This window comes from Leisingera sp. M523 (assembly GCF_025141335.1).
GTDB lineage: Bacteria > Pseudomonadota > Alphaproteobacteria > Rhodobacterales > Rhodobacteraceae > Leisingera.
The window spans coordinates 987,129-1,008,086 of the sequence record NZ_CP081036.1; the positions used below are offsets into that span (position 1 = coordinate 987,129).

General features: G+C 63.9%; 22 protein-coding genes. 12 read left to right on the forward strand and 10 right to left on the reverse strand.

Going from position 1 to position 20,958, the window contains the following annotated elements; translation table 11 throughout:
- Positions 1–63: 63 nt before the first annotated feature.
- From K3557_RS04705 to K3557_RS04715, 3 genes are all read left to right on the forward strand, one after another.
- Positions 64–849: a crotonase/enoyl-CoA hydratase family protein gene (locus K3557_RS04705; RefSeq protein ID WP_259991087.1), complete on the forward strand. Its 786-nt coding sequence runs from the start codon at positions 64–66 to the stop codon at positions 847–849.
- A 446-nt stretch (positions 850–1,295) separates the two neighbouring features.
- Positions 1,296–1,493 (forward strand): hypothetical protein, encoded by a 198-nt coding sequence (locus K3557_RS04710; protein WP_259991089.1) that lies wholly within the window; start codon positions 1,296–1,298, stop codon positions 1,491–1,493.
- Between the two features lie 47 nt (positions 1,494–1,540).
- Positions 1,541–1,756 carry a hypothetical protein gene (locus tag K3557_RS04715; protein WP_259997995.1) on the forward strand — a complete coding sequence of 72 codons (216 nt, stop codon included), beginning with the start codon at positions 1,541–1,543 and terminating at the stop codon, positions 1,754–1,756.
- A gap of 95 nt (positions 1,757–1,851) precedes the next feature.
- Here the strand turns inward: K3557_RS04715 and K3557_RS04720 are convergent, their stop codons facing one another.
- The 3 genes from K3557_RS04720 to K3557_RS04730 all read right to left on the reverse strand — a co-directional run bounded on the left by K3557_RS04720 (position 1,852) and on the right by K3557_RS04730 (position 4,580).
- On the reverse strand, positions 1,852–2,754 hold the full coding sequence (locus K3557_RS04720; RefSeq protein ID WP_259997997.1) for a fructose bisphosphate aldolase: 903 nt from the start codon (positions 2,752–2,754) through the stop codon (positions 1,852–1,854).
- Positions 2,755–2,834: 80 nt separating this feature from the next.
- The gene (locus tag K3557_RS04725; RefSeq protein ID WP_259997999.1) at positions 2,835–3,167 is read right to left on the reverse strand and encodes a DUF1992 domain-containing protein; all 333 of its coding nucleotides are present in this window, start codon (positions 3,165–3,167) and stop codon (positions 2,835–2,837) included.
- A gap of 42 nt (positions 3,168–3,209) precedes the next feature.
- Positions 3,210–4,580 (reverse strand): PLP-dependent aminotransferase family protein, encoded by a 1,371-nt coding sequence (locus K3557_RS04730; protein ID WP_259999558.1) that lies wholly within the window; start codon positions 4,578–4,580, stop codon positions 3,210–3,212.
- Positions 4,581–4,725: 145 nt separating this feature from the next.
- Here K3557_RS04730 and K3557_RS04735 point away from each other — a divergent pair, with 145 nt between their 5' ends.
- Positions 4,726–5,106 (forward strand): DUF983 domain-containing protein, encoded by a 381-nt coding sequence (locus K3557_RS04735; protein WP_259991097.1) that lies wholly within the window; start codon positions 4,726–4,728, stop codon positions 5,104–5,106.
- Between the two features lie 174 nt (positions 5,107–5,280).
- Here the strand turns inward: K3557_RS04735 and K3557_RS04740 are convergent, their stop codons facing one another.
- Together K3557_RS04740 and secG are read right to left on the reverse strand one after the other, a co-directional pair.
- Positions 5,281–6,924: a CTP synthase gene (locus tag K3557_RS04740; protein WP_129370301.1), complete on the reverse strand. Its 1,644-nt coding sequence runs from the start codon at positions 6,922–6,924 to the stop codon at positions 5,281–5,283.
- Between the two features lie 172 nt (positions 6,925–7,096).
- Positions 7,097–7,459, reverse strand: coding sequence for a preprotein translocase subunit SecG (gene secG, locus K3557_RS04745; RefSeq protein ID WP_259998000.1), 363 nt, complete (start codon positions 7,457–7,459; stop codon positions 7,097–7,099).
- Between the two features lie 172 nt (positions 7,460–7,631).
- Here secG and nthA point away from each other — a divergent pair, with 172 nt between their 5' ends.
- The 5 genes from nthA (at position 7,632) to K3557_RS04770 (ending at position 11,290) form a co-directional block, all read left to right on the forward strand.
- The gene (gene nthA, locus K3557_RS04750; protein WP_259998002.1) at positions 7,632–8,258 is read left to right on the forward strand and encodes a nitrile hydratase subunit alpha; all 627 of its coding nucleotides are present in this window, start codon (positions 7,632–7,634) and stop codon (positions 8,256–8,258) included.
- Positions 8,255–8,932 (forward strand): nitrile hydratase subunit beta, encoded by a 678-nt coding sequence (gene nthB, locus K3557_RS04755; RefSeq protein ID WP_259998003.1) that lies wholly within the window; start codon positions 8,255–8,257, stop codon positions 8,930–8,932. The genes nthA and nthB overlap by 4 nt, the downstream gene beginning before the upstream one ends.
- Positions 8,929–9,261: a nitrile hydratase accessory protein gene (locus K3557_RS04760; RefSeq protein ID WP_259998004.1), complete on the forward strand. Its 333-nt coding sequence runs from the start codon at positions 8,929–8,931 to the stop codon at positions 9,259–9,261. Before nthB ends, K3557_RS04760 begins: the two co-directional genes overlap by 4 nt.
- A 479-nt stretch (positions 9,262–9,740) precedes the next feature.
- The gene (locus K3557_RS04765) at positions 9,741–11,054 is read left to right on the forward strand and encodes an adenylosuccinate synthase (RefSeq protein ID WP_259991108.1); all 1,314 of its coding nucleotides are present in this window, start codon (positions 9,741–9,743) and stop codon (positions 11,052–11,054) included.
- Positions 11,054–11,290 carry a DUF2842 domain-containing protein gene (locus K3557_RS04770; RefSeq protein ID WP_259998006.1) on the forward strand — a complete coding sequence of 79 codons (237 nt, stop codon included), beginning with the start codon at positions 11,054–11,056 and terminating at the stop codon, positions 11,288–11,290. Before K3557_RS04765 ends, K3557_RS04770 begins: the two co-directional genes overlap by 1 nt.
- Before the next feature lie 166 nt (positions 11,291–11,456).
- On the opposite strand, the gene K3557_RS04775 is transcribed toward K3557_RS04770, so the two are convergent.
- A complete protein-coding gene (locus tag K3557_RS04775; RefSeq protein ID WP_311198493.1) occupies positions 11,457–13,571 on the reverse strand; it encodes a chemotaxis protein CheA in 2,115 nt (704 codons plus the stop codon).
- 119 nt (positions 13,572–13,690) lie between these two features.
- On the opposite strand from K3557_RS04775, the gene K3557_RS04780 reads away from it, so the two are divergent.
- Complete coding sequence (locus tag K3557_RS04780; RefSeq protein ID WP_259998008.1) at positions 13,691–14,353, forward strand: thiamine diphosphokinase; 663 nt, start codon at positions 13,691–13,693, stop codon at positions 14,351–14,353.
- Here K3557_RS04780 and K3557_RS04785 read toward each other — a convergent pair.
- From K3557_RS04785 to K3557_RS04800, 4 genes are all read right to left on the reverse strand, one after another.
- Entirely contained in the window at positions 14,340–15,254 is a 915-nt protein-coding gene (locus K3557_RS04785; protein WP_259991116.1) for a DMT family transporter, read from the reverse strand. The two genes, K3557_RS04780 and K3557_RS04785, sit on opposite strands and share 14 nt — an antisense overlap.
- A gap of 169 nt (positions 15,255–15,423) precedes the next feature.
- On the reverse strand, positions 15,424–16,797 hold the full coding sequence (locus tag K3557_RS04790) for an L-serine ammonia-lyase (RefSeq protein WP_259991118.1): 1,374 nt from the start codon (positions 16,795–16,797) through the stop codon (positions 15,424–15,426).
- The gene (locus K3557_RS04795; protein WP_259998010.1) at positions 16,797–17,504 is read right to left on the reverse strand and encodes a glutathione S-transferase family protein; all 708 of its coding nucleotides are present in this window, start codon (positions 17,502–17,504) and stop codon (positions 16,797–16,799) included. The genes K3557_RS04790 and K3557_RS04795 overlap by 1 nt, the downstream gene beginning before the upstream one ends.
- A 133-nt stretch (positions 17,505–17,637) precedes the next feature.
- Positions 17,638–18,414, reverse strand: coding sequence for a methyltransferase domain-containing protein (locus K3557_RS04800; RefSeq protein ID WP_259998012.1), 777 nt, complete (start codon positions 18,412–18,414; stop codon positions 17,638–17,640).
- A gap of 143 nt (positions 18,415–18,557) precedes the next feature.
- Here K3557_RS04800 and rpiA point away from each other — a divergent pair, with 143 nt between their 5' ends.
- Together rpiA and gor are read left to right on the forward strand one after the other, a co-directional pair.
- Positions 18,558–19,346, forward strand: coding sequence for a ribose-5-phosphate isomerase RpiA (gene rpiA, locus K3557_RS04805; RefSeq protein ID WP_027259609.1), 789 nt, complete (start codon positions 18,558–18,560; stop codon positions 19,344–19,346).
- 184 nt (positions 19,347–19,530) lie between these two features.
- Positions 19,531–20,886 (forward strand): glutathione-disulfide reductase, encoded by a 1,356-nt coding sequence (gene gor, locus K3557_RS04810; protein WP_259998013.1) that lies wholly within the window; start codon positions 19,531–19,533, stop codon positions 20,884–20,886.
- Positions 20,887–20,958: the final 72 nt, after the last annotated feature.

The window sequence follows — 20,958 nt, forward strand, 5'->3', positions numbered from 1 at the left end:
TGGGCTGGCATCCCGTCCGTTGCCGGGGCAGGCTGGCGGCAGATCAGCAGCGGGGAACAAACCATGGCACGCGTCACCACCGGCTACAAGGACCACATCGCCTATGTCACGCTTGCCCGCCCGGACAAGCACAACGCCCTGGACGAGGAGATGATCGAGGCAATCATCACCGCCGGCCAGGAGGTGGCGGAATCGGACGCCCGCGCTGTGGTGCTGGCAGGCAGCGGCAACAGCTTCTGCGCCGGTCTCGACATGGCCGCTCTGGCCGGCTTTGCGCAGCGCGACCTCAGCACCCTGATTATGGAGCGCACCCACCACGACGCCAACGCGTTCCAGGAGGTGGCGATGGTCTGGCGCCGGATGCCGGTGCCGGTGATCGCCGCCATTCACGGCGCCTGTTTCGGCGGCGGGCTGCAGATCGCGCTGGGCGCCGACATCCGCATTGCCCACCCCGAGGCGCAGCTGTCGGTGATGGAGATGAAATGGGGGCTGATCCCGGATATGGGCGGCATGGCGCTGCTGCCGCGGCTGCTGCGCTCGGACGTTTTGCGCCGGCTCACTTACACGGCTGAAAAAATCGCCGCCCCGCAGGCGATGGACTGGGGGCTGGTGAGCGAACTGGCAGACAGTCCGCTTGCCCGCGCCCAGGAACTGGCCACCGTGATCGCAGCAAAAAGCCCCTCCGCCATCCGCGCTGCCAAACGCATGATCGCCTTTGCCGAAAGCGGTGCCGCCCAGGCCGATGTGCTGCTGGCCGAAAGCGCAGGACAGCTGGACCTGATCGGCAAGCCGGATCAGATGGAGGCCGTCGCGGCGCAGTTGCAAAAACGCCCGCCGGATTTCGGCTGAGCCCTGCCAGGGAGGATTCTTCTCCGCCCCGTGCCGCCGTCCGCGTGGTGCTGAACCGGAATTCCAAAAGCTTCTTCTGGCTGTAAATATCCCCGCCGGAGGCAGCGCCCGGAACGGGCGCTTCGCTGCCGGCGGGCCTTCAGAAACCGCAACAGCGGTTTTTCGCCAATTTTTCCGAAAATCCGCCGATGCCAGCGGGAATCCGCTGCCCGCCGGCAGAATAACGCCGCGTAAAATCAACAGAAACACCTGTTAACCTTTTGGCAATATTTGCGGGCGAATTCTGCCTTCAGCAGGGCGCAAAACAGGCCAATCCAGCATTTGGAAATCTGCTGCCGGGCGGCCCGCACGGGCACCGGATGGCTGTTTGCACCCTGATGAAATGCAGTAGAACCGGCTGGCGCAGGATATGCTCCATAGCCGGGCTTCAGAAAGGAGTGAGGCTGATGCAACTGGTGCGTAAGAAGTGGTTTATTCTGTTCGAAAGCGGCGCCCTGCTGTCCCGGACCGGCGACCGGATCACCTATTTTTATGACGAGGCCCTGTGCTTCGGGGATCGCGAGGAGGCGCAGCGCTACTTGGCGGCCAATGAAAACAAGGTCAGCTGCACCGGCCTGCACCCGTCGCTGACCGAGGCAGCGTGAGCGGAAGGCTCGCCGCCAGCCGCAGGCCCCCAGCAGCGGAGGGTGCGATGCCTAGCTCTGCCCGCTGGCTGCTCGCCTTCAGCGGGGTGGTGATCTCGGCCTCGGCGCTGGTGTTCTGGGCCTGGCTCGGCGGCGCAGGCCAGCCGGCCGAGGATCAGCCCGGCTGGTTCACCCTGGCGGCATTGCGGTTTTTCTGGCTGCCCTTCCTCAGCGGCGCCGGGCTGGTGCTGGCGGTCTGCTGCGCCGGGCGCACCGGTCTCTGAACCGGGTCTTTGATCTTGCCCTCTGATCTTCCGGCCATGAAAAAAGCCGCGCCCGGTGCAGGCGCGGCTTTCCATTCAATAGATCTGCGGCGGGCTTACAGCGACGCGTCGTAGATCTTGGAGATATTCGCACCCAGAGCGGCGTCATAGTCCGCGTCAGACATAGCAACGTTCAGGCCCTCGGTCAGCGCGCGGCTGAAGGAGGCGATCATCTTGGCATTCTGCGACAGGCGCGCGCAGGCGTCGTCGGTGGTATAGCCGCCCGACAGCGCCACAACGCGAACAACATTGGCGTGGTCGGCCAGATCATCATAGAGGCCCGCCTGGCTCGGGATGGTTAGTTTCAGCGCCACTTTGGTGCCTTCGGGCAGGGCGTCCAGCTGGGCCTTGATCTCTGCCTTCAGGATGTCTTCGGCTTCGGCCTTGGTGGCAGAGTTGATGTCCACTTCCGGCTCGATGATCGGCACCAGACCGGCTGCAACGATCTGCTGGCCGACGTCGAACTGCTGCGCGACAACCGCCTTGATGCCCGCGGCATTGGCGTCTTTGACCACCGACCGCATCTTGGTGCCGAAAATACCCTTGGTGTTGGCCCGCGCCAGCAACGCGTCCAGCTCCGGCATCGGCTTCATCATCTGCACGCCGTCCGCTTCATCCGCCAGGCCCTTGTCGACCTTCAGGAACGGCACCACACCGCAGCTGTTCCACAGGAAGTCCGCAGTGGGGGTGCCGTCGATCTCGCCATCCATCGTCTTCTCAAACAGGATCGCTCCCAGGATACGCTCCTTGCCAAAGCTCGGCGAGGTGATGATGCGGGTGCGCATCTTGTGGATCTCGGCGAACATCTCGTCGTCGTTTGAAAAGGCGTCCCCGGTCACGCCATACAGCGCCAGCGCCTTGGGGGTCGAGCCGCCGGATTGGTCCAGCGCCGCAATGAAGCCCTTGCCGGCTGCGATACGGTCGAGTTGTGCCTGCTGTACGGAAGCGTCTTTTGCCATAATGCGTCACTCTTCTTGGGAATGGTCTGTCTTGGCGCTGTCTATACCGCGAATCCGGCAGGAAACAACGGGGTGTTGCGCTAACGGAAGAAGGATTTCCGCGCATCCCGCGCCATATTATAGCGCATTTCCAGATCCGAGATCCGCGCCATCGCCGCCTTGCGTGCCGCCGCATCCGTCAATGCCGCATAACCCTTGCGGGCCGCGGCCAGTTGTTCTTTCAATGTGAATTCCTCAGGCACCACGCCGGCCTGTGCCATGATCCGCATTCCTGCCGCCAGCCCCGCATCCACATGCGCCTCGCCGCTGCGGCCGGGCAAGGGCTTGCCTTCGCCCGCCAGTCCCTGCAGCTGCCCTTCGGCCTGGGCCTTGGCCAGCTGCCGTTCAATCAGATTGCGGAAGGCGCGGATCATGCGGGGCCTCTTGGGTTGCCGCGCCAGCGTACCACCCGCGGGTCAGCCCAGCCAGTCCTTGCGGGTGACTGCGTCATTCAGCGCTATCAGATCCTCGTGCAATTCGCCCATTGCAATGGGGCCGCCCAGGCAGACCCTAACCGCTTCCTCCGGCAGGCCGGTCACGGTGAAAGCATCGCTTGGCATGATGCCGATCTGGCGGCCTGCCATGCGGCCCATTACCTCGGCCCGGCTGGTGCCGCGGGGCAGGGTAAGCCAAAGGTTGAAGGCCAGCGGATCCGCAACGGTAAAGCACTCCTGCAGCACCTCAGCCGCCAGCGCCTGCCGCACTGCTGCGGCCTTGCGGACAAAACCCTGAATTTCCGCCGCGGTGCCATCCTCGATCCAGCGGCCCAGCAGCGCCAGGTTCAGCGGCGACACCATCACATGCATCGACCGCATTGCTTGTGAGAACTGCCCCATCAGGCCGCGCTTGGGCACCGTGGTATAAGCCAGCCGCAACCCGGCGCCGAAACATTTGGACAGGCCCGCGATATGCCAGCTCAGATCCGGGATCAGGCTGCTTATGGCGGCAGGCACATCCTCGGCAACGAAGCAATAGGCGTCGTCTTCGATCAGCGGCAGATCATGTTTTTGCAGCACTGCCGCCACCTCCTGACGCCGGTGGCTGGGCATGGTGCGGGTGGTCGGGTTCTGCAGCGTCGGGTTCAGGTACAGCGCTGCCGGCCAGTGGTCGGTGACCGCTTTTTCCAGCGCCTCCGGCAGGATGCCGTCACGGTCGCCGGCCAGTCCGATCAGCCGGATCCCCAGCCGCGCCGCAATCGAGCGCAGCCCGGGATAGGTCACATCTTCGCACAACACGGTTGAACCCGGCTCGCACAGCACCGTGAGAATTGCATAAAGACTGGCATGAGAACCCGGCGTGACCGCCAGCCGCTCCGGTGCGCAGGGCAGGCCGTTTGCCTGCATCCAATCCGCCGCAATGGCCCGGTCCTGCGGGCTGCCGGTGACCGATTGATAGCGCAACAGCGGCAGCAAATTGGCCGAGACATGCTCAAGCCCTTTTTGCATTCGCGCCAGCAAGGCCGGGTCATCCGGCTCCGGCGGCATGTTCATCATCGGGTCTTCTTCCAGCGCCCGGCGCGGATCGGGGCGTGCCGGCAGAGCGTCCGGCGCCTTCACAAAGGTGCCGCGGCCGACAAAGCTTTCGATATAGCCGCACCGCACCGCCTCGGCATAGCCGCGCGATACGGTTGAGAAATCCACCCCCAGATCCTGCGCCACCCGCCGCTGGGGCGGCAGCCGGTCGCCGGGCGCCAGCACGCCGGTGTCGATGTCGGATTTGATCGCCTCGGCCAGCTCCAGATAGCGGGGCTTTGCATTGGCCAGACGGGCCGGGGTCCACTGCTTCATCGGCGGAATCTCCTGGGGTGATTGTTCCATCATTGATTGGTTCAATGATGGAGTGCGTCAATAAATGCAATGTCAATGTTTGCAAATTGATTGCAATCAATCCCGGAATCGCAGTATCAGGCCGCAAACCCCAAGGAGACGTGCGATGACCGGGATGGATGTTTTGCAACAGGACCAGCGGGAGATGAAACCCGCCTTGCTGAAGGGGCTGCGGCTGCGCTGCCCGAACTGCGGCGAGGGCAAGCTCTTGCACAGCTATCTCAAGGTGAACGACAGCTGCAGCGAATGCGGCCAAGAGCTGCACCACCAGCGCGCTGATGACGGGCCGGCCTATCTGACCATTCTGGTGGTGGGCCACATTCTCGGTTTTGCGCTGCACATTGTTTACACCCAGCTGCGCCCGGATCCCTGGACCTTGGCGATCATCATGTCGGTGATCACGGTCGGCGCGTCGCTGTTGATGCTGCCGCGGATGAAGGGGCTGGTGGTGGCCTATCAATGGGCCAAGCGGATGCACGGTTTCTGAATCCGGCCGGAAACCAACCTGAAACCAACCAGTTAAAATGCAAAAGGCGGGCCGATGGCCCGCCTTTTTCCGGTTTCTCCCTGCGCCGCGCAGCGGCGCAGGGCCCAACTGGTGCGGCTCATGTGTCATGAGCCAAGCAACAGGCGGGAGAACACCCGCCTGCCGCGCAACAGCTCAGACCAGACGCGAGGTGTCTTTGGCTGCGCGGACGAAATCGTCGAACAGCGGGTGCGGCGCAAAAGGTTTGGACTTCAGCTCCGGGTGGAATTGCACGCCGATAAACCACGGATGGTCTTTCCATTCCACGATCTCCGGCAGGCGGCCGTCGGGCGACATGCCCGAGAAGTTCAGCCCGCATTCTTCCAGCTTCTCGCGGTATTTGATGTCCACCTCATAGCGGTGGCGGTGGCGCTCCTCGATGTGGGTGCTGCCATAGGCGGCGGCGACCTTGGAGCCTTCGGTCAGTGCCGCGTCATAGGCGCCCAGGCGCATGGTGCCGCCCTTGTCGTCATCCGCCTTGCGGCTGATCTTGTGGTTGCCCTGCACCCATTCCTTCAGGTGATAGACCACCGGCTCGAACCGTTTCTTGCCGGCCTCATGGTCGAATTCTTCCGAACCAGCCTCGGTAATGCCCGCCACATTGCGCGCAGCCTCGATCACGGCCATCTGCATGCCCAGGCAGATGCCCAGGTAGGGGACGTCGTTTTCGCGGGCATATTGCGCCGCTTTGATCTTGCCCTCGGTGCCGCGCTCGCCAAAACCGCCGGGGACCAGGATCGCGTGGTAACCCTGCAGATAGGGGGCGGCGTCTTCCTTGTCGAACAGCTCGGCGTCGACCCATTCGATCTTGACCTTGACCCGGTTCGACATGCCGCCATGGGTCAGCGCCTCGGCGATGGATTTATAGGCGTCTTCCAGCTGGGTGTATTTGCCGACAATGGCCACTTTCACTTCGCCTTCGGGGTTGTAGATGCGGTCTGCCACATCTTCCCAGCGGGCCAGGTTCGGCTTGGGGGCAGGGGAGATACCGAACGCATCTAGAACCGCCTGATCCATGCCTTCGCGGTGATAGGCCAGCGGCGCCTCGTAGATTGATTTCAGATCCTGCGCGGCAATCACGCTGTCGGGGCGCACGTTGCAGAACAGCGCCAGCTTTTCGCGCTCTTTTTTCGGGATCGGGCCTTCGGAACGGCAGACCAGAATGTCCGGCGCCAGCCCGATTGAGCGCAGCTCCTTGACCGAGTGCTGGGTCGGTTTGGTTTTCAGCTCGCCGCTGGCCTTGATATAGGGCAGCAGGGTCAGGTGCATGAACAGGCACTGGCCGCGCGGCTTGTCCTGGGCGAACTGGCGGATCGCTTCAAAGAAGGGCAGGCCTTCGATGTCGCCGACGGTGCCGCCGATTTCACAGAGCATGAAGTCGACCTCATCCTCGCCGATCGAGATGAAATCCTTGATCTCGTTGGTGACATGCGGAATGACCTGGATGGTCTTGCCCAGATAGTCGCCGCGGCGCTCTTTTTCCAGCACGTTGGTGTAGATCCGGCCTGACGAAATCGAGTCGGTCTTGCGCGCAGGCACCCCGGTGAACCGTTCGTAATGGCCGAGATCCAGATCGGTCTCGGCGCCATCGTCGGTGACAAAGACCTCGCCGTGTTCAAACGGGCTCATCGTGCCCGGATCGACGTTCAGATAGGGGTCCAGCTTGCGCAGGCGGACCGAGTAGCCCCGCGCCTGCAGAAGGGCGCCAAGCGCGGCCGAAGCCAGGCCTTTGCCCAAGGATGAAACAACACCGCCGGTGATGAAGATAAAACGCGCCATATGTATTCGGCTGCCCCCGTGAGAAGTCAGATTTCAGCTGCCCGGCGGTGATTGGAATCACCCCAAAAACCGCAGCATCACGGGACTTCATATATAAAGGATTCGCGCAAACAACGCAAGGGAACCGCAAGATGCTGTTGCGGTTCCTAAAACCCTCTCAAGGTGTAGTGTGTCAGTCTGCGCTGGGAACCAGCGGAGCGTTGTCGCCCTCAGAAGGCGGCAGAAGATCGCTGCCCAGCGGGACTGCCGGAGCGTCGCCCTGCTCTTCGGCCTGCGGCACTGCCAGACGGTCGGTGACCGAGGCGCCTGCGGATTTCTGCGCGGCCATGATGGTCAGGGTGATCGAGGTGCAGATAAAGGCAATGGCCAGGATCCAGGTCAGCCGGCTAAGCGCAGTGGCTGCCGCGCGGCCGGAGACAGCACCGCCGCCGCCGCCGCCCATGCCAAGGCCGCCGCCTTCGGAGCGCTGCAGCAGAACAACTGCAATCAGGCCGAGAGCCAAAAGAAGATGGATGATGAGAACAACGTTTTCCATGGGCCCCTGCGGCGGTTGGCTGAGTATCGGGCGGTAAATAGGCAAGATTGACCGGGGGGGCAAGGGCGGAGTTGCAGCCCCTGCCGTGAACCGTCCCGGACGTCACGCTACGTGAATGTTTGCATCATGAAACATGACTGGACAGGCCTCCTGCAGCGGCGCAGCATGGGGTATGCCTCATGATCACCCCGACCACCCGCATGCCCTTTTGCCGCCTGACCCTGCTTTGCGGGTCAAGGCGCTGGAAACGATTCTCACTCAAAAGGGGCTGATTGATCCCGCCGCACTGGAGGAGATCATTGATACATATCAAAACAGGATCGGCCCGCAGAACGGCGCCCGGGTGGTGGCGCGCGCCTGGAGCGATCCGGAGTTCAAGGCAGCGCTGCTGGCAGATGCTGATCCGGTGCTGGCGGACCTTGGGTTTTATGGCCGCCAAGGCGAGCATATGGTGGTGGTGGAGAATACGGCCCTGCAGCACAATATGGTCGTCTGTACGCTGTGCAGCTGTTACCCGTGGCCTTTGCTGGGTATTCCGCCGGGCTGGTATAAGTCCGACGCCTATCGCGCCCGCGCGGTGCGCGAGCCGCGGAAAGTTCTGGCGGATTTCGGCGTGACCTTGCCTGAGGGCACGGCTGTGCGGGTCTGGGATTCGACGGCTGAGGTCCGCTATCTGGTGCTGCCGATGCAGCCCGAAGGCACGGACGGGCTGAATGAAGATGATCTGGCGGCGCTGGTGACCCGCGACAGCATGATCGGCACCGGCCTGGCGCGGCAGCCGGGGGAGGTGCCGGCATGACCCGTGTGCATGACATGGGCGGGCGATTCGGTGACGGGCCGGTGGTGCCGGAGGCGGAGGACGCGCCGGTTTTTGCCGAGGACTGGCATGCCCGCGCCCTGGCAGTGACGCTGGCCTGCGGCGCCTTGGGGCAGTGGAATATCGACACCTCCCGCCACGCGCGGGAGAAGCTGTCACCGCAGGATTACACGCGGTTTTCCTATTACGAGAAATGGATCTCGGCGCTGGCGGATCTGCTGGTGGAGAAAGGCGTGCTGACGCACGAAGACCTGCAAGGGCAGGGGGCTGCGGGGCTGCACGGGCTGGCGGAGCGGGCGTTGAAGGCGGACGCGGTGGCGGCTGCGCTGGCCAGGGGAGGGCCGGCAAACCGGGAGGGCGGGCCGAAGCCGCGGTTTCATCCGGGGCAGGCGGTGCGGGTGCGAATCCCTGCTGACAGCGTGCTGGCGGATGGCGGCCACACGCGGCTGCCGCAATATGCCGCCGGGGCGCGCGGCTATGTCCTGCGGCTGCATGGCACCCATGTATTTCCTGACAGCAACGCGCATGGATTGGGCGAGGCACCGGAGCCGCTGTATGCGGTACGGTTTTCGGCGTGCACCTTGTGGGCACATCGCGAACACCCCGAGGACGAGGTGGTGCTGGACCTGTGGCAAAGCTATCTGGAGGCACTATGAGCGGGTGTCCTGAGGTGGCCGCGCCGGAGCCGGTCTTTGCCGAGCCATGGCATGCGCAGGTCTTTGCATTGACGGTGCATTTGAACGAAGCCGGGCGGTTTACCTGGGGCGCATGGGTCGAACGGTTCTCGGCCACTTTGCAGCGCCATGGCGTCAGCCGCGATCTGGACGGCGGCGAGGATTATTTTCGCGCCTGGCTGGAAACGCTGGAGCTGTTTCTGGCCGAAGAGGGCGCGGCATCGCGCGCGGAGGCCGAGGTGATGCGCAGCCGCTGGGAGGCGGCCTATCTGTCGACCCCGCACGGCGCGCCGGTGCGGCTGCAGGGCTGAACGCGCAGCAGGGATGGCCGCCGGGGGCGTTATGCCTCGGGCGGTTTTTGGGTTTCTAGTCTTCGGTATGTTCGCGCTGATCCGGTTAAGGATGGCAGCGCCGCTGGGCAGAGGATGGACAGACCGCTTCGGGCCTGCTCGGACAGGAATTCCTGCGCGCCCCCCTTGTTATCGGGACCGGTCTCCGGGGGCGCCCCCCCTGGGCGGGCGCTTATCCTTGTGTCGAGGCGGCCCGTTCTGCCGCTTCAGGCGGGAGGGATGTTTCAAGCTGATGCAAAAGGGAATCGCCCGGCGGCATCGCCGGGCTGCGCCTGCCTGCCCCCCGGCAGGCGCATTCGCGCCCGCCCAGGCAGGTGCAGCCCTTGGTGATTGGCTGAAATCCAGGTCATACCGCCCCGTGCCGCGAAAAACCGGTTCCCCTGCCGGTGCAGCATCGCTATATGAGCGTGGGTTTGAACCAAGACTGTAAAGGACCGGATATGGCCAATGTCGTCGTAGTCGGCGCCCAGTGGGGCGACGAAGGGAAAGGCAAGATCGTGGATTGGCTGAGCGAGCGTGCAGACGTGATCGCGCGCTTCCAGGGCGGCCATAACGCCGGCCATACGCTCGTCATTGACGGCAAGGTCTACAAGCTGCACGCGCTGCCCTCGGGCGTGGTGCGCGGCGGCAAGCTGAGCGTCATCGGCAACGGTGTGGTGCTGGATCCCTGGCACCTGATGAAAGAAATCGCCACGGTCCAGGCGCAGGGTGTTGAGATCACCCCGGATACGCTGATGGTAGCGGAAAACACGCCGCTGATCCTGCCGCTGCATGGTGAATTGGACCGGGCGCGCGAAGAGGCGGCCAGTAAAGGCACCAAGATCGGCACCACCGGCCGCGGCATTGGCCCGTGTTACGAGGACAAAGTGGGCCGCCGGGCGATCCGCGTGGCCGATCTGGCCGATGAGGCGACGCTGATTGCCCGCGTTGACCGGGCGCTGCAGCATCATGATCCGCTGCGCAAGGGGCTGGGCGTTGATGCCGTTGACCGCGACGCGCTGATCGAACAGCTGAAAGAGATCGCACCGAAGATCCTGCCCTATGCGGCGCCGGTCTGGAAAGTGCTGAACGAGAAACGCAAGGCGGGCAAGCGGATCCTGTTTGAAGGGGCGCAAGGCGCGTTGCTGGACATTGATTTCGGCACCTATCCGTTTGTGACCTCGTCGAATGTGATTGCAGGCCAGGCGGCAACTGGTGTGGGCATCGGCCCCGGCTCGATCGATTATGTGCTGGGCATTGTGAAGGCCTATACCACACGGGTTGGCGAAGGCCCGTTCCCGACTGAGCTGTTGCAGGCCGATGGCACGCCGGATGCGGACGGCCAGCGTCTGGGTGAGCGCGGCCATGAGTTCGGCACCACCACCGGACGCCAGCGCCGTTGCGGCTGGTTTGATGCCTGTCTGGTGCGCCAGACCTGCGCCACCTCCGGCATCAACGGTATTTCGCTGACCAAGCTGGATGTGCTGGACGGGTTCGAGACCCTGAAGATCTGTGTGGGCTATGATCTGGACGGCGAGCGCCTGGATTACCTGCCGACGGCTGCCGACAGCCAGGCCCGCTGCACCCCGATCTACGAGGAAATGCCGGGCTGGAGCGAAAGCACCGAAGGCGCGCGCAGCTGGAACGACCTGCCGGCCAATGCGATCAAATACGTGAAACGCGTGGAAGAGCTGATTGATTGCCCGGTGGCATTGCTGTCCACCAGCCCGGAGCGGGACGACACCATTCTGGTGACCGATCCCTTTGCCGACTGATGGCTGAGGAAACAGGCCTGAGCTATAAGGCCCGGCGGCGCTGGGCACTGGTGATCCTACTGGTCGGGATGCCGGTTTACATCGTGGCTGCGGTCACGGTGATGAATTTGCTGGACCGGCCGCCGTTGTGGCTGGAGCTGCTGATTTATGTAGCGCTGGGGGTTGTCTGGGTGCTGCCGTTCAAATTTGTGTTCCGCGGTGTCGGCAAGGAAGATCCGGGCGCGGAACAGGAATAAGGTGAGGGGCGCTGCGCCGCAGGCTTGAAAGAAGAGGGGCGCTGCCCCTTTTGGCCTCCGGCCAATTCACCCCGGAGTATTTCGGCAAAGATGAAGCAGGATCCGGTTCGGAAACTGAAAAGGCGGCCCGCAATGGCCGCCTTTTTTGGTCTGTTTGCCGGGGCGTTCAGCCTGCGGCGCGTTTGCCGGGCTTGAAGCCGATGTCGCCGGAGGCGGTGAACTGGCCGTTGCCGGAGCGTTCGATCTTGCCGTCGCGCAAGAGCTGGCCGAAAGAACGCAGCCCGTCTTCGCGGTTGAAGTCGCTGCTGCCGGCGCTGCGCACCTTGTTCATCAGCTGCGGGCGCGAGAAGTGGTCGCGGCCTTCGACAAAGCTCATGTAGGCGGCGGCCGCTTCCAGCAGCTCATGCAGCTCGGCGGCGCCGCGTTCGGCGGCGTAGGAGGCAAAACCGCTGCTGCCTTCGGTCTCGTCGCCCAGAACCGCAGCCGAGACCCGGCGCGGGCGCACCGGCTGCTGCGGAGTGCTGCCTTCGTCAATGCGCTGTTCAGCCACCAGTTTCAGCGGGGCCGGGCGGGAGGCCGGGCCGGACGGACGTTCCGAGGCGTTCGGGCGGGACTCCGGGCGGCGCGGGCGGACCACGCTGGCCAGGTCTTCGCGGTAAGGCTTGGCGCCATCGCTGCCTGTGGTGCCGGCGGCAGAGCCTTCGGCCTTGGTGGCGGCGACAGCGCCGCGCAACTGGCTGTAAGCCTCGCGGGAAGAGGCGGTGTCAGGGTCTTCGAGTTTTTCGTCGGCGGCGGCCATCAGCCGGGAGACATCGCTGTCCGCCAGGCTGGCTGCTGCGGACTGGGCCGTGGACTGGACGGCGGAATCCCCGGCGTCCTGATCTTCGGAAGCGGCCAGGATCTCGGCCTCCACCACAGCCAGTTCGCGCATCAGGTCGGCTTCGTCTTCCTGCGACAGGGGCGGCTGCCCGGGCGCGGGGTCTTCGCTGGCTTTGGCTTCTTCCAGCCGGCCGGACGCGACCGCCTTGTCAAAGTCGGCGCGTTTCACCTTGGTGATGCGCACCCGCGCCGGACGGGCGGGGGCAGGTTTGGCAGCGGCGGCTTCGTCTTCGGCGCTGCCGGCCAGGAGGTTTTCGGCGCCGCGGCTGTCTGTGATTTCGCTGGCGTCCGCTGCAGCCGGCGCATTGTCTTTATCCTGCAGGCCGACAAACAGGCTGTCGCTGTCTTGTGCCGGGGCATCGCTTGCAGAGGCGGCCCCGGTGTTCAGGTCCAGGCGGTCCAGTGCCTTGGCGATTGCATCGTTGTCTTCATCATCGAAGCCCTGTGCGCCGTCGACGTCATCCTCCAGCAGCGCGTTTGAGATGTCCTCGGCGGCGCTTTCCAGCACGTCGTCGGCATGTTCGTCTTCGGTGAAGTCTTCGTCCGGGGTCTGTGCCACCACGGCACGGATGCGCTGCAGTTTGGCGGCGATGCTGTCTGCGGCCGGCACGGTGTCTTCGCCGGTGTCCATTCCGGCGTCTTTTCCGGCGCGCGGAGCGGCTTCGGCCTTTGCTTCCCTGGGGGTGTTAACCTCAGCGGCAGCGGCTTCATTGACTTCGAGCAGTTCGACTTCGGGGGCACTGTCTTCGGCGGCCTGCACATCTTCGCTTGCGGTTTCCAGCACCGCGGCGATGGTTTCTTCGGCTTCGGCTTCGGCTTCGGCTTCGGCTTCGGCTTCGGCTTCGGCTTCGGCTTCCTCAATTTCTGCTGCTGCGGATTGGGCTTCGTCTGCAACGGCCTCGGCGGCAGAATCGGAGGCTTCGGCAGCAATCGTGTCTGCTGCTGTGGTTTCTTCTGCGGCGGCCTCGGTCACGGCAGTTTCTGCAGGTTCTTCTGCCGGGGCGGGTTGTTCTGCAGCCGGTTCCGCGGCAGGTGCCGGTGCGGGGACAGTCTGTGCCGGAGCTGCCTGAGACGGAACAGCCTGTGCCGGAGCAGGGGGTTCAACTGCAGCGGTGCCAAGCGCCGGGGTGGCGGCGCGCAGGTGGATACCGCCGTCGCTGGTGCGGGCCTCGACCTGGCGGGCAATCTCGCGTTGGGCGATGCGGGCCAGCATGTCGGCGTCAGGCTGGGGCGGCTCGGCCCCGAAATACCTGTCGTCCGACGCAAGGTCGCGGAAATACTCGGCAATTGCCTTCATGGTGCCGAAGGAATCCTCAAACCCTTCCAAAGTGCAGGAAAAGGTTCCATAGGATACGGTCAAGACTTTGTTGTTATGTACCATCAGCTCGCTCGTCTTCGTCACATTTGTTGCCATTCACCATATTGGCAGAAGGGACCAATTTTGCTCGAATCCGTGCAATTGATCGTATCATTTTGTGTTCAGAATGTGACCTGTTTCCAAAACTGCCAGGAATGCGCCCCATGAACCGTCTGATTGTTGAGGAATTGGAACCAATCACCCTGGTTGGCGGCGGTGCGCTTGGGGCTGATGATCTGGCGGCGGCGCTGGCGCTGGCACCGGTGCTGGTGGCGGCCGATGGCGGGGCCGCCGCGGTGCTGGCGGCGGGCTGTGTGCCAAGTGCGGTGATCGGCGATTTTGACTCGCTACCGCAGGATGTGCGGGATCGTCTGCCGCCGGAGTGCCTGCATCCGGTGGCCGAGCAGGACAGCACCGATTTTGACAAGGCGCTGCGGGGGATTGCGGCGCCGGTGGTGCTGGCGGTGGGGTTTCTGGGTGCGCGGGTGGATCACCAGCTGGCGGCGTTCAATACGCTGGTGCAGGGGCATCAGACCCCTTGTGTGCTGATTGGTGAGACCGAAGTGATTTTTCACCTGACCCATGCGGTGGACCTGCCGGCGGCGGCGGGGGAGGTTATTTCGCTGTTTCCGATGCAGGCGGTGCAGGGGCGGTCCGAGGGGCTGGAGTGGCCCATTGATGGCTTGCAGATGTCGCCGATGGGGCGGATCGGCACGTCGAACCGGGCCACCGGGCCGCTGCGGCTGGTGCCGGAGGGGCCGGGGCTCTTGGTGATCGTGCCGCGGCGGCTGCTGGCTGCGGTGGCGGCGGCAGTCAGGCGGGATTGATCCGTTCTGCAATCTCGGCGGCTTTGCGTTCGCGCAGCACCGCATAGAGACCGGCACTGATGGTCAGCAGGATGCCAAAGGCCGCGAGGGTGTTCGGGAGTTCATAGAAGAACAGCCAGCCGAAGAACACGGCCACCGGGATTTCCAGGTATTGCATTGAGGCGAGGGTGGAGGTCGGGGCAAACCGCAGGCTCCAGGTCATCATCAGATGCGCGACGGTGCCCAGGGCGCCGGCGGCGGCCAGCAGCGCCCAGGTGTCCTGCGGCGGCGCGGTGATGGAGAGGGCGGCCAGGCCGGCGGCATCACCGATCAGGAACACTGGCGCCAGCAGCACCGTGCCCATGGCACCGGACACGGCCTGAAGGGAAATGGGATCGGTCTCCTTGGCGATCTTGCGGGTGACCAGCATGAACAGGGCAAAGATCACCGCCACCAGCAGCGGCCAAAGCGCGTTCCAGCCGACCGCGGCAAAGCTGGGCTGGATCACCAGAAGCGTGCCGGCAAAGCCCACCACGCAGGCGCCGAGGCGGCGCAGGCCGACCTGTTCGTGCAGCACGTATTTGCCAAGGAGCAGCATCAGGAACGGCATCACAAAGGCAATTGCCACCGCATCAGCCAAGGGCAGGTAGCGAAAGGCGGTGAACATGGCGGCGATGCCGCCCATCTGCAGCAGGGTGCGCAAAAGCAGCAGCGGTGCCACCCGGCGCGACAGGCTGAGCGGCAGCCGCATCGCCAGTGCCAGCGGCAGCAGGAGCGCGGCCTGGGCAGCAAAGCGGAAAAAGACGATCTGGGCGACCGGCACCCGGTTGGTCAGCAGTTTTGCGATGGCATCCCCCAGCGGGATAACCATGCAAAAGCCCAGCATCAGGGCGATGCCGAGGAGGGGGCGGTCCTGTGTCATGGTGCCACGCTAGGCCTGCACGGTGTACGGCGCAAGCTGGAGTTGCGGGGAAAGGAGGGGCGTGGCCCCCTTTGGGACGTGGCGCGCAGCGATATGGCCCGCGCCTGACCTTACCCCCGGTCAGGCGCGGGCCTTGTGGTTCACTAGCCTTGCCGGAAACGCCGTTGCCTCAGCAGTTGGGCACGTTCACCGCCAGACCGCCAAGCGAGGTTTCCTTGTACTTGTCGTGCATGTCGGCGCCGGTCTGGCGCATGGTCTCGATGCAGGCGTCCAGCGGTACGAAATGCTGGCCGTCGCCACGCAAAGCCAGCGAGGCGGCAGAGACCGCTTTGATTGCCGCCAGCCCGTTGCGCTCGATGCAGGGCACCTGCACCAGGCCTTTGACCGGGTCGCAGGTCATGCCGAGGTGATGTTCCAGCGCGATTTCGGCGGCGTTTTCCACCTGTTCCGGCGTGCCGCCCATGACAGCGCAAAGCCCTGCGGCGGACATTGCGGCGGCCGAGCCGACCTCAGCCTGGCAGCCTGCCTCGGCGCCGGAAATCGACGCGTTGAATTTCACCAGGCCGGCAATGGCGGCGGCGGTCAGCAGGAAGTCCTCAATGTGGGTCTCAGACGCGCCAGGCACATGGTCGAGGTAATAGCGGATCACCGCGGGCAGGGTGCCGGCAGCGCCATTGGTCGGGGCAGTCACAACCTGGCCGCCGGCCGCGTTTTCCTCGTTCACCGCCATCGCATAGACGCTCATCCAGTCGTTGATGGTGTGCGGCGCGGTCAGGTTCATGCCGCGTTCGGCCATCAGCGCGTCATAGATGCCCTTGGCGCGGCGGCGGACTTTCAATCCGCCGGGCAGGATGCCGTCACGCTCCAGACCGCGGTTGATGCAGTCGTTCATCACCTGCCAGATGCGGGCGGTGCCTTTGGCAAGGCTGACTTCGCAGCCGCGGGCGATTTCATTGGCGCGTTTCATGCCGGCAATGGATTTGCCGCTGGATTTCGCCATCTCCAGCATCTCAGCCGCGGATTTGAACGGGAAGGGGACGGGATCGCCTTCGTCAGTCGCCTTACCCTGGGCGTGTTCCTCCTCGGTGACGACAAAGCCGCCGCCGATCGAATAGTAGACCTGCTTCAGGATCACGTCGCCTTGGGCGTCGGTGGCCATCAGGATCATGCCGTTGGAATGGCCCGGCAGCGCGTGATCGTAGTCAAAGATCATGTCGGCCTTGGGATCGAAGTGCAGCTCCCCCAGGCCTTCGGGCTGCATGGTGTGCGTCTTGTCCAGCTCCGCCAGGAAGGCCGTGGCCTTGGCGTCATCATAGTCATGGGCGACAAAGCCGCCAAGCCCGAGGATGGTGGCGCGGTCGGTGGCGTGGCCGACGCCGGTAAAGGCGAGCGAGCCATGCAGTGAGGCGCGCAGCCCGTGGAATTCAAACGGCGAGGCGCGCATCAAATCGAGGAAGCGCGCGGCGGCGACCATCGGCCCCATGGTGTGCGAGGAGGACGGGCCGATGCCCACTTTGAACATGTCGAAAACGGAGAGGAACATCAGGTGGCTGATCCTTCTGGGGGATTGGCATAGGCAGGGGATGTGAACGGGGTGGCGCCGAGGCCCTCGGCCTCGCGCGCGGTGGTAACGGCGGAGCGGTGCTCCAGCCCGGCGCAAAGGCGCTGCAGGCTGGGGTATGCGGCGATGCGGAACCAGGATCTGTCCGCATCGGCAGGATACAGCCCCATCCAGCGCATCTGGCAGGCCAGGTAATAGTCCAGAACCGAGGGCTGGGGTGCTGCCAGCCAGGCAGGCCGTTCTGCGGCGGCGCGGTCGAGACTGGTCAGATGCTGATGCAGCCGCTGGCGGATGACGGACTGCAGCTGCGCCTGCTGGGCAGGGTCGTCGCCGATGTATTTTTGCGGATAGAACAGCATCCGCAGATCAGCATGCAGGGTGTTGGAGGCAAAGAACAGCCATTTCAGGAACGGTGCGTAGTCCGCAGTGCCTGCCGCCGGGGCCATCGCGCCGTGCCGTCCGGCCAGCCACAGCAGGATGGCGGCGGTTTCAAACAGCGCACCATCGGGCGTTTCCAGCACCGGGATCAGCCCGCCGGGATTGAGCGCCAGATAGTCCGCGCTGCGCTGCGCCTTTGCCTTGCGGTCGACGAGGACGGCGTCAAACGGCAGGCCAAGCTCCTCCAGCACCAGCCGGATGACCAGTGAAGCATTGTCGGGGGCGTAGTGCAGGCGGTATTCGGGTTTCATGACGCAATATTATGACGCAGACGCCCGGAATATGTGTCCGTTTCCGGCGTTTCCAATAGGAAACCCGCCTTTGTGATGCAGGTTTTTGCTGCCGGGGCGCCGGGTGGCGGTTTCCTGCCTGCGATTCAGGCGGCTATTGCCGCCGGGCGGTGCAGACAAAATGGGTGAGCGACATGAAGAATCTGCCCTCGGCGGCCAGTTCCTGCTGTTCCTGCGCCCAGGCGGCGGCGTCATCGTGGTCGGTGGCGCCGATATCCACCGCAAAGGCGCGGATCAGCTGGATCATCATTGCCGCCAGCCCGTCCGGGCGCAAGGTGGTGTCGCAGACTGCAAGCGGCTGCATCCGCTGCATTTCAAATCCGCAGCTGCGCAGTTCGGAGGGCAGTTTTGCAGGCAGGTCGCGCACCGCCATGTGGCGGCTCCAGGCCTCCAGCATCCGGTTCATACGGGTGGTATTGTCGCTGTGCCAGGCCAGGGTGTCCCAATGCATGTCGCCAACCACCAGCAGCCCGCCGGGCTTCAGCACCTTGTGCAAGGCGCGCAGGGCAAGGCGGCGGTCGGTCAGATATTCGAACACTTGCAGCGAAACGGCTTTGTCAAAGCTTTCCGTCTGAAACGGCAGCCGGGCCGCATCGCCCTCGGCCAGGGTGGTATTGGCGCGCGCTTCCAACCGGTTGCGGGCGGCGGCCAGCATGTCGGGGCTGGTGTCCAACCCTGTCACGTGGCCGGCCGGGCCGACAGCGCGGGCCAGTTCCAGCGTCAGCAGCCCGTTGCCGCAGCCCAGATCCAGAATGCGGTCGCCCGGTTCGGGCGTCAGCGCGTCGAAACTGGCCCGCCGCCGCTGCGACACATCGGCGCCCTGATAGGCGTCTTCCAGCACACGGGCGGTTTCCTCGTCGAATTGCAGCATGGTTTTGATCCCCCAAGTTGAAAATCAATAGCCCGGCTGCGGCGCATTTCCAGCCGCGGCGCCGGAATCCGCTGCAAGCCCCCTCGCACAGAGGCGGCAAACCGCCTATAACCGCGGCAAATGCGTATTCATGGAGTCACCTGATGACCGGAGAGCTGTCGCCCATCGACAAGGCGAAATTCGTTGCTGCCAAACGAGCGGCTGAAATGGTTGAGGATGGCATGCGTGTCGGCCTTGGCACCGGTTCCACCGCGGCCTGGCTGGTGCGCTGCCTGGGCGAGATGGTGAGCCGCGACGGGCTGAAGATCACTGCAGTGCCGACCTCCAGCCGCACTGCCGCGCTGGCGCGGGATGTGGGCATCAATGTGGTGTCGCTGGACGAGGCCAAATGGCTGGATATGACCATTGACGGCGCCGATGAGTTCGACGCCGATCTGAACCTGATCAAGGGCGGCGGCGGCGCGCATCTGCAGGAAAAGATCGTGGCCACTGCCTCGGACCAGATGGTGGTGATTGCTGATGCCAGCAAGTCGGTTGAGACCCTGGGCGCCTTCCCGTTGCCGGTTGAGGTGCTGCCGTTCGGCTGGCAGAGCAGCCAGGCGCTGATTGAGGAAACCCTGGTGTCGATGGACGTGATGGGCCGCACCACAACGCTGCGGATGAACGGCGATGCGCCGTTTGTGACCGATGAGGGCAATTACATCCTGGATCTGCATCTGAAGCGCATCGGCAATGCCCGCCAGCTGGCGCTGGTGATGAACCAGATCCCCGGCGTGATCGAGAACGGTCTGTTCATCGACATCTGCGACACCGTGGTGATCGGTTTCGGCGACGGCAGGGTCGAGGTGCGCGACATCAACGAAGGCACGGTTGAGAAGGACAAGCTGGACTTTGTCGAGAACGACAACCTGTTCACCGATCTGCAGGATTGAGTTGCACCCGGCCGGCAGGCCGGGCGCTGCCCTGCGCTTTCTGTGTGGGGCCTTTCGCCTCACAACCCTGTGCAAATTCAATGCAAAAGGTTGAATGCGCCGCAGGAACGCCCACTTGGGCATATGGCGTTTGGTGGTCCGTTATGGGATACACCTGATCAAGAAATGCAAAGGGCGGGATTTCATGAGCTTTGATTACGATCTGTTTGTCATCGGCGGCGGCTCGGGCGGGGTGCGGGCAGCGCGTGTTGCGGCGCAGGAAGGCGCCAAGGTGGCGCTGGCCGAAGAGGACCGTTACGGCGGCACCTGTGTGATCCGCGGTTGTGTGCCGAAGAAGCTGATGGTTTTTGCCTCTGAGTATTCCGGGATGGTCGAGGATGCCCAGGCCTATGGGTGGGACATCAAAGCAGGTGATTTCAGCTGGGATGCCTTCAAGGGCAAGCTGCATGCGGAACTGGACCGGCTGGAAGGCATCTACCGCAACATCCTGAAAAACAACGGTGTCGAGAGCTTTGATCAGCGTGCCAAGCTGGCGGATGCTCACACCGTTGAGCTGGCTGACGGCACCCGCAAGACTGCCAAGCACATTCTGGTTGCAACCGGCGGCTGGCCGACCGTGCCGGAATTTCCGGGCGCGGAGCTGGCGATCACCTCGAACGAGATTTTCCATCTGGATAAGCTGCCCGAAAGCCTGCTGATTGTCGGCGGCGGTTACATCGCGTCTGAATTTGCCGGCATCATGAACGGCCTGGGCGTCAAGACGACGCAATTCTACCGCGGTCCGCAGATCCTGCGCGGCTTTGACGAAGATGCGCGCGGCGTGATTGCCGAAGGCATGGCCGAGGCGGGCGTGGATCTGCAGTTGAACACCAATGTCACCGAAATGCAGGCCGAGGGCGATAAGATCCGGGTGACCGATACCCATGGCAACAGCCATCTGTTCGACAAGGTGATGTACGCCACGGGCCGCGCGCCCAATGCGGACAATCTGGGGCTTGAGGAAATCGGTGTTGAACGCGGCAAGGGCGGCGCCATCGTGGTGGATGCCTACAGCCAGACCGGCGTGCCGTCGGTCTTTGCCGTTGGCGATGTGACCGACCGGGTGAACCTGACACCGGTGGCGATCCGCGAAGGCATGGCCTTTGTCGAGACCGTGTTCAAAGGCAACCCGACCAGCCCCGACCACGAGCTGATCCCGACGGCGATCTTCACCCAGCCGGAAATGGGCACCGTGGGTCTGAGTGAAGAAGACGCGGCCAAGCAGGAAGCGATCGAGGTTTACTCGACCTCCTTCAAGCCGATGCAGCAGGCCTTTGCGGGCCGGGCCCAGAAGGTGCTGATGAAACTGGTGGTGTCCAAGGCCACGCGCAAGGTGCTGGGCTGCCATATCGTCGCGCCGGGGGCGGGAGAGATGATCCAGCTGGCTGGAATTGCCGTAAAGATGGGTGCAACCAAGGAAGATTTCGACCGTACGGTTGCGGTCCACCCGACAATGTCGGAAGAGTTGGTAACGCTGAAGACTCCGGTACGCTCGACCTGATCGGGCAGACCGGCAATAATTTAGACCTCATGCCGGCCAGTGTGAAAAATCATCGGCGGCAGCATACGGATA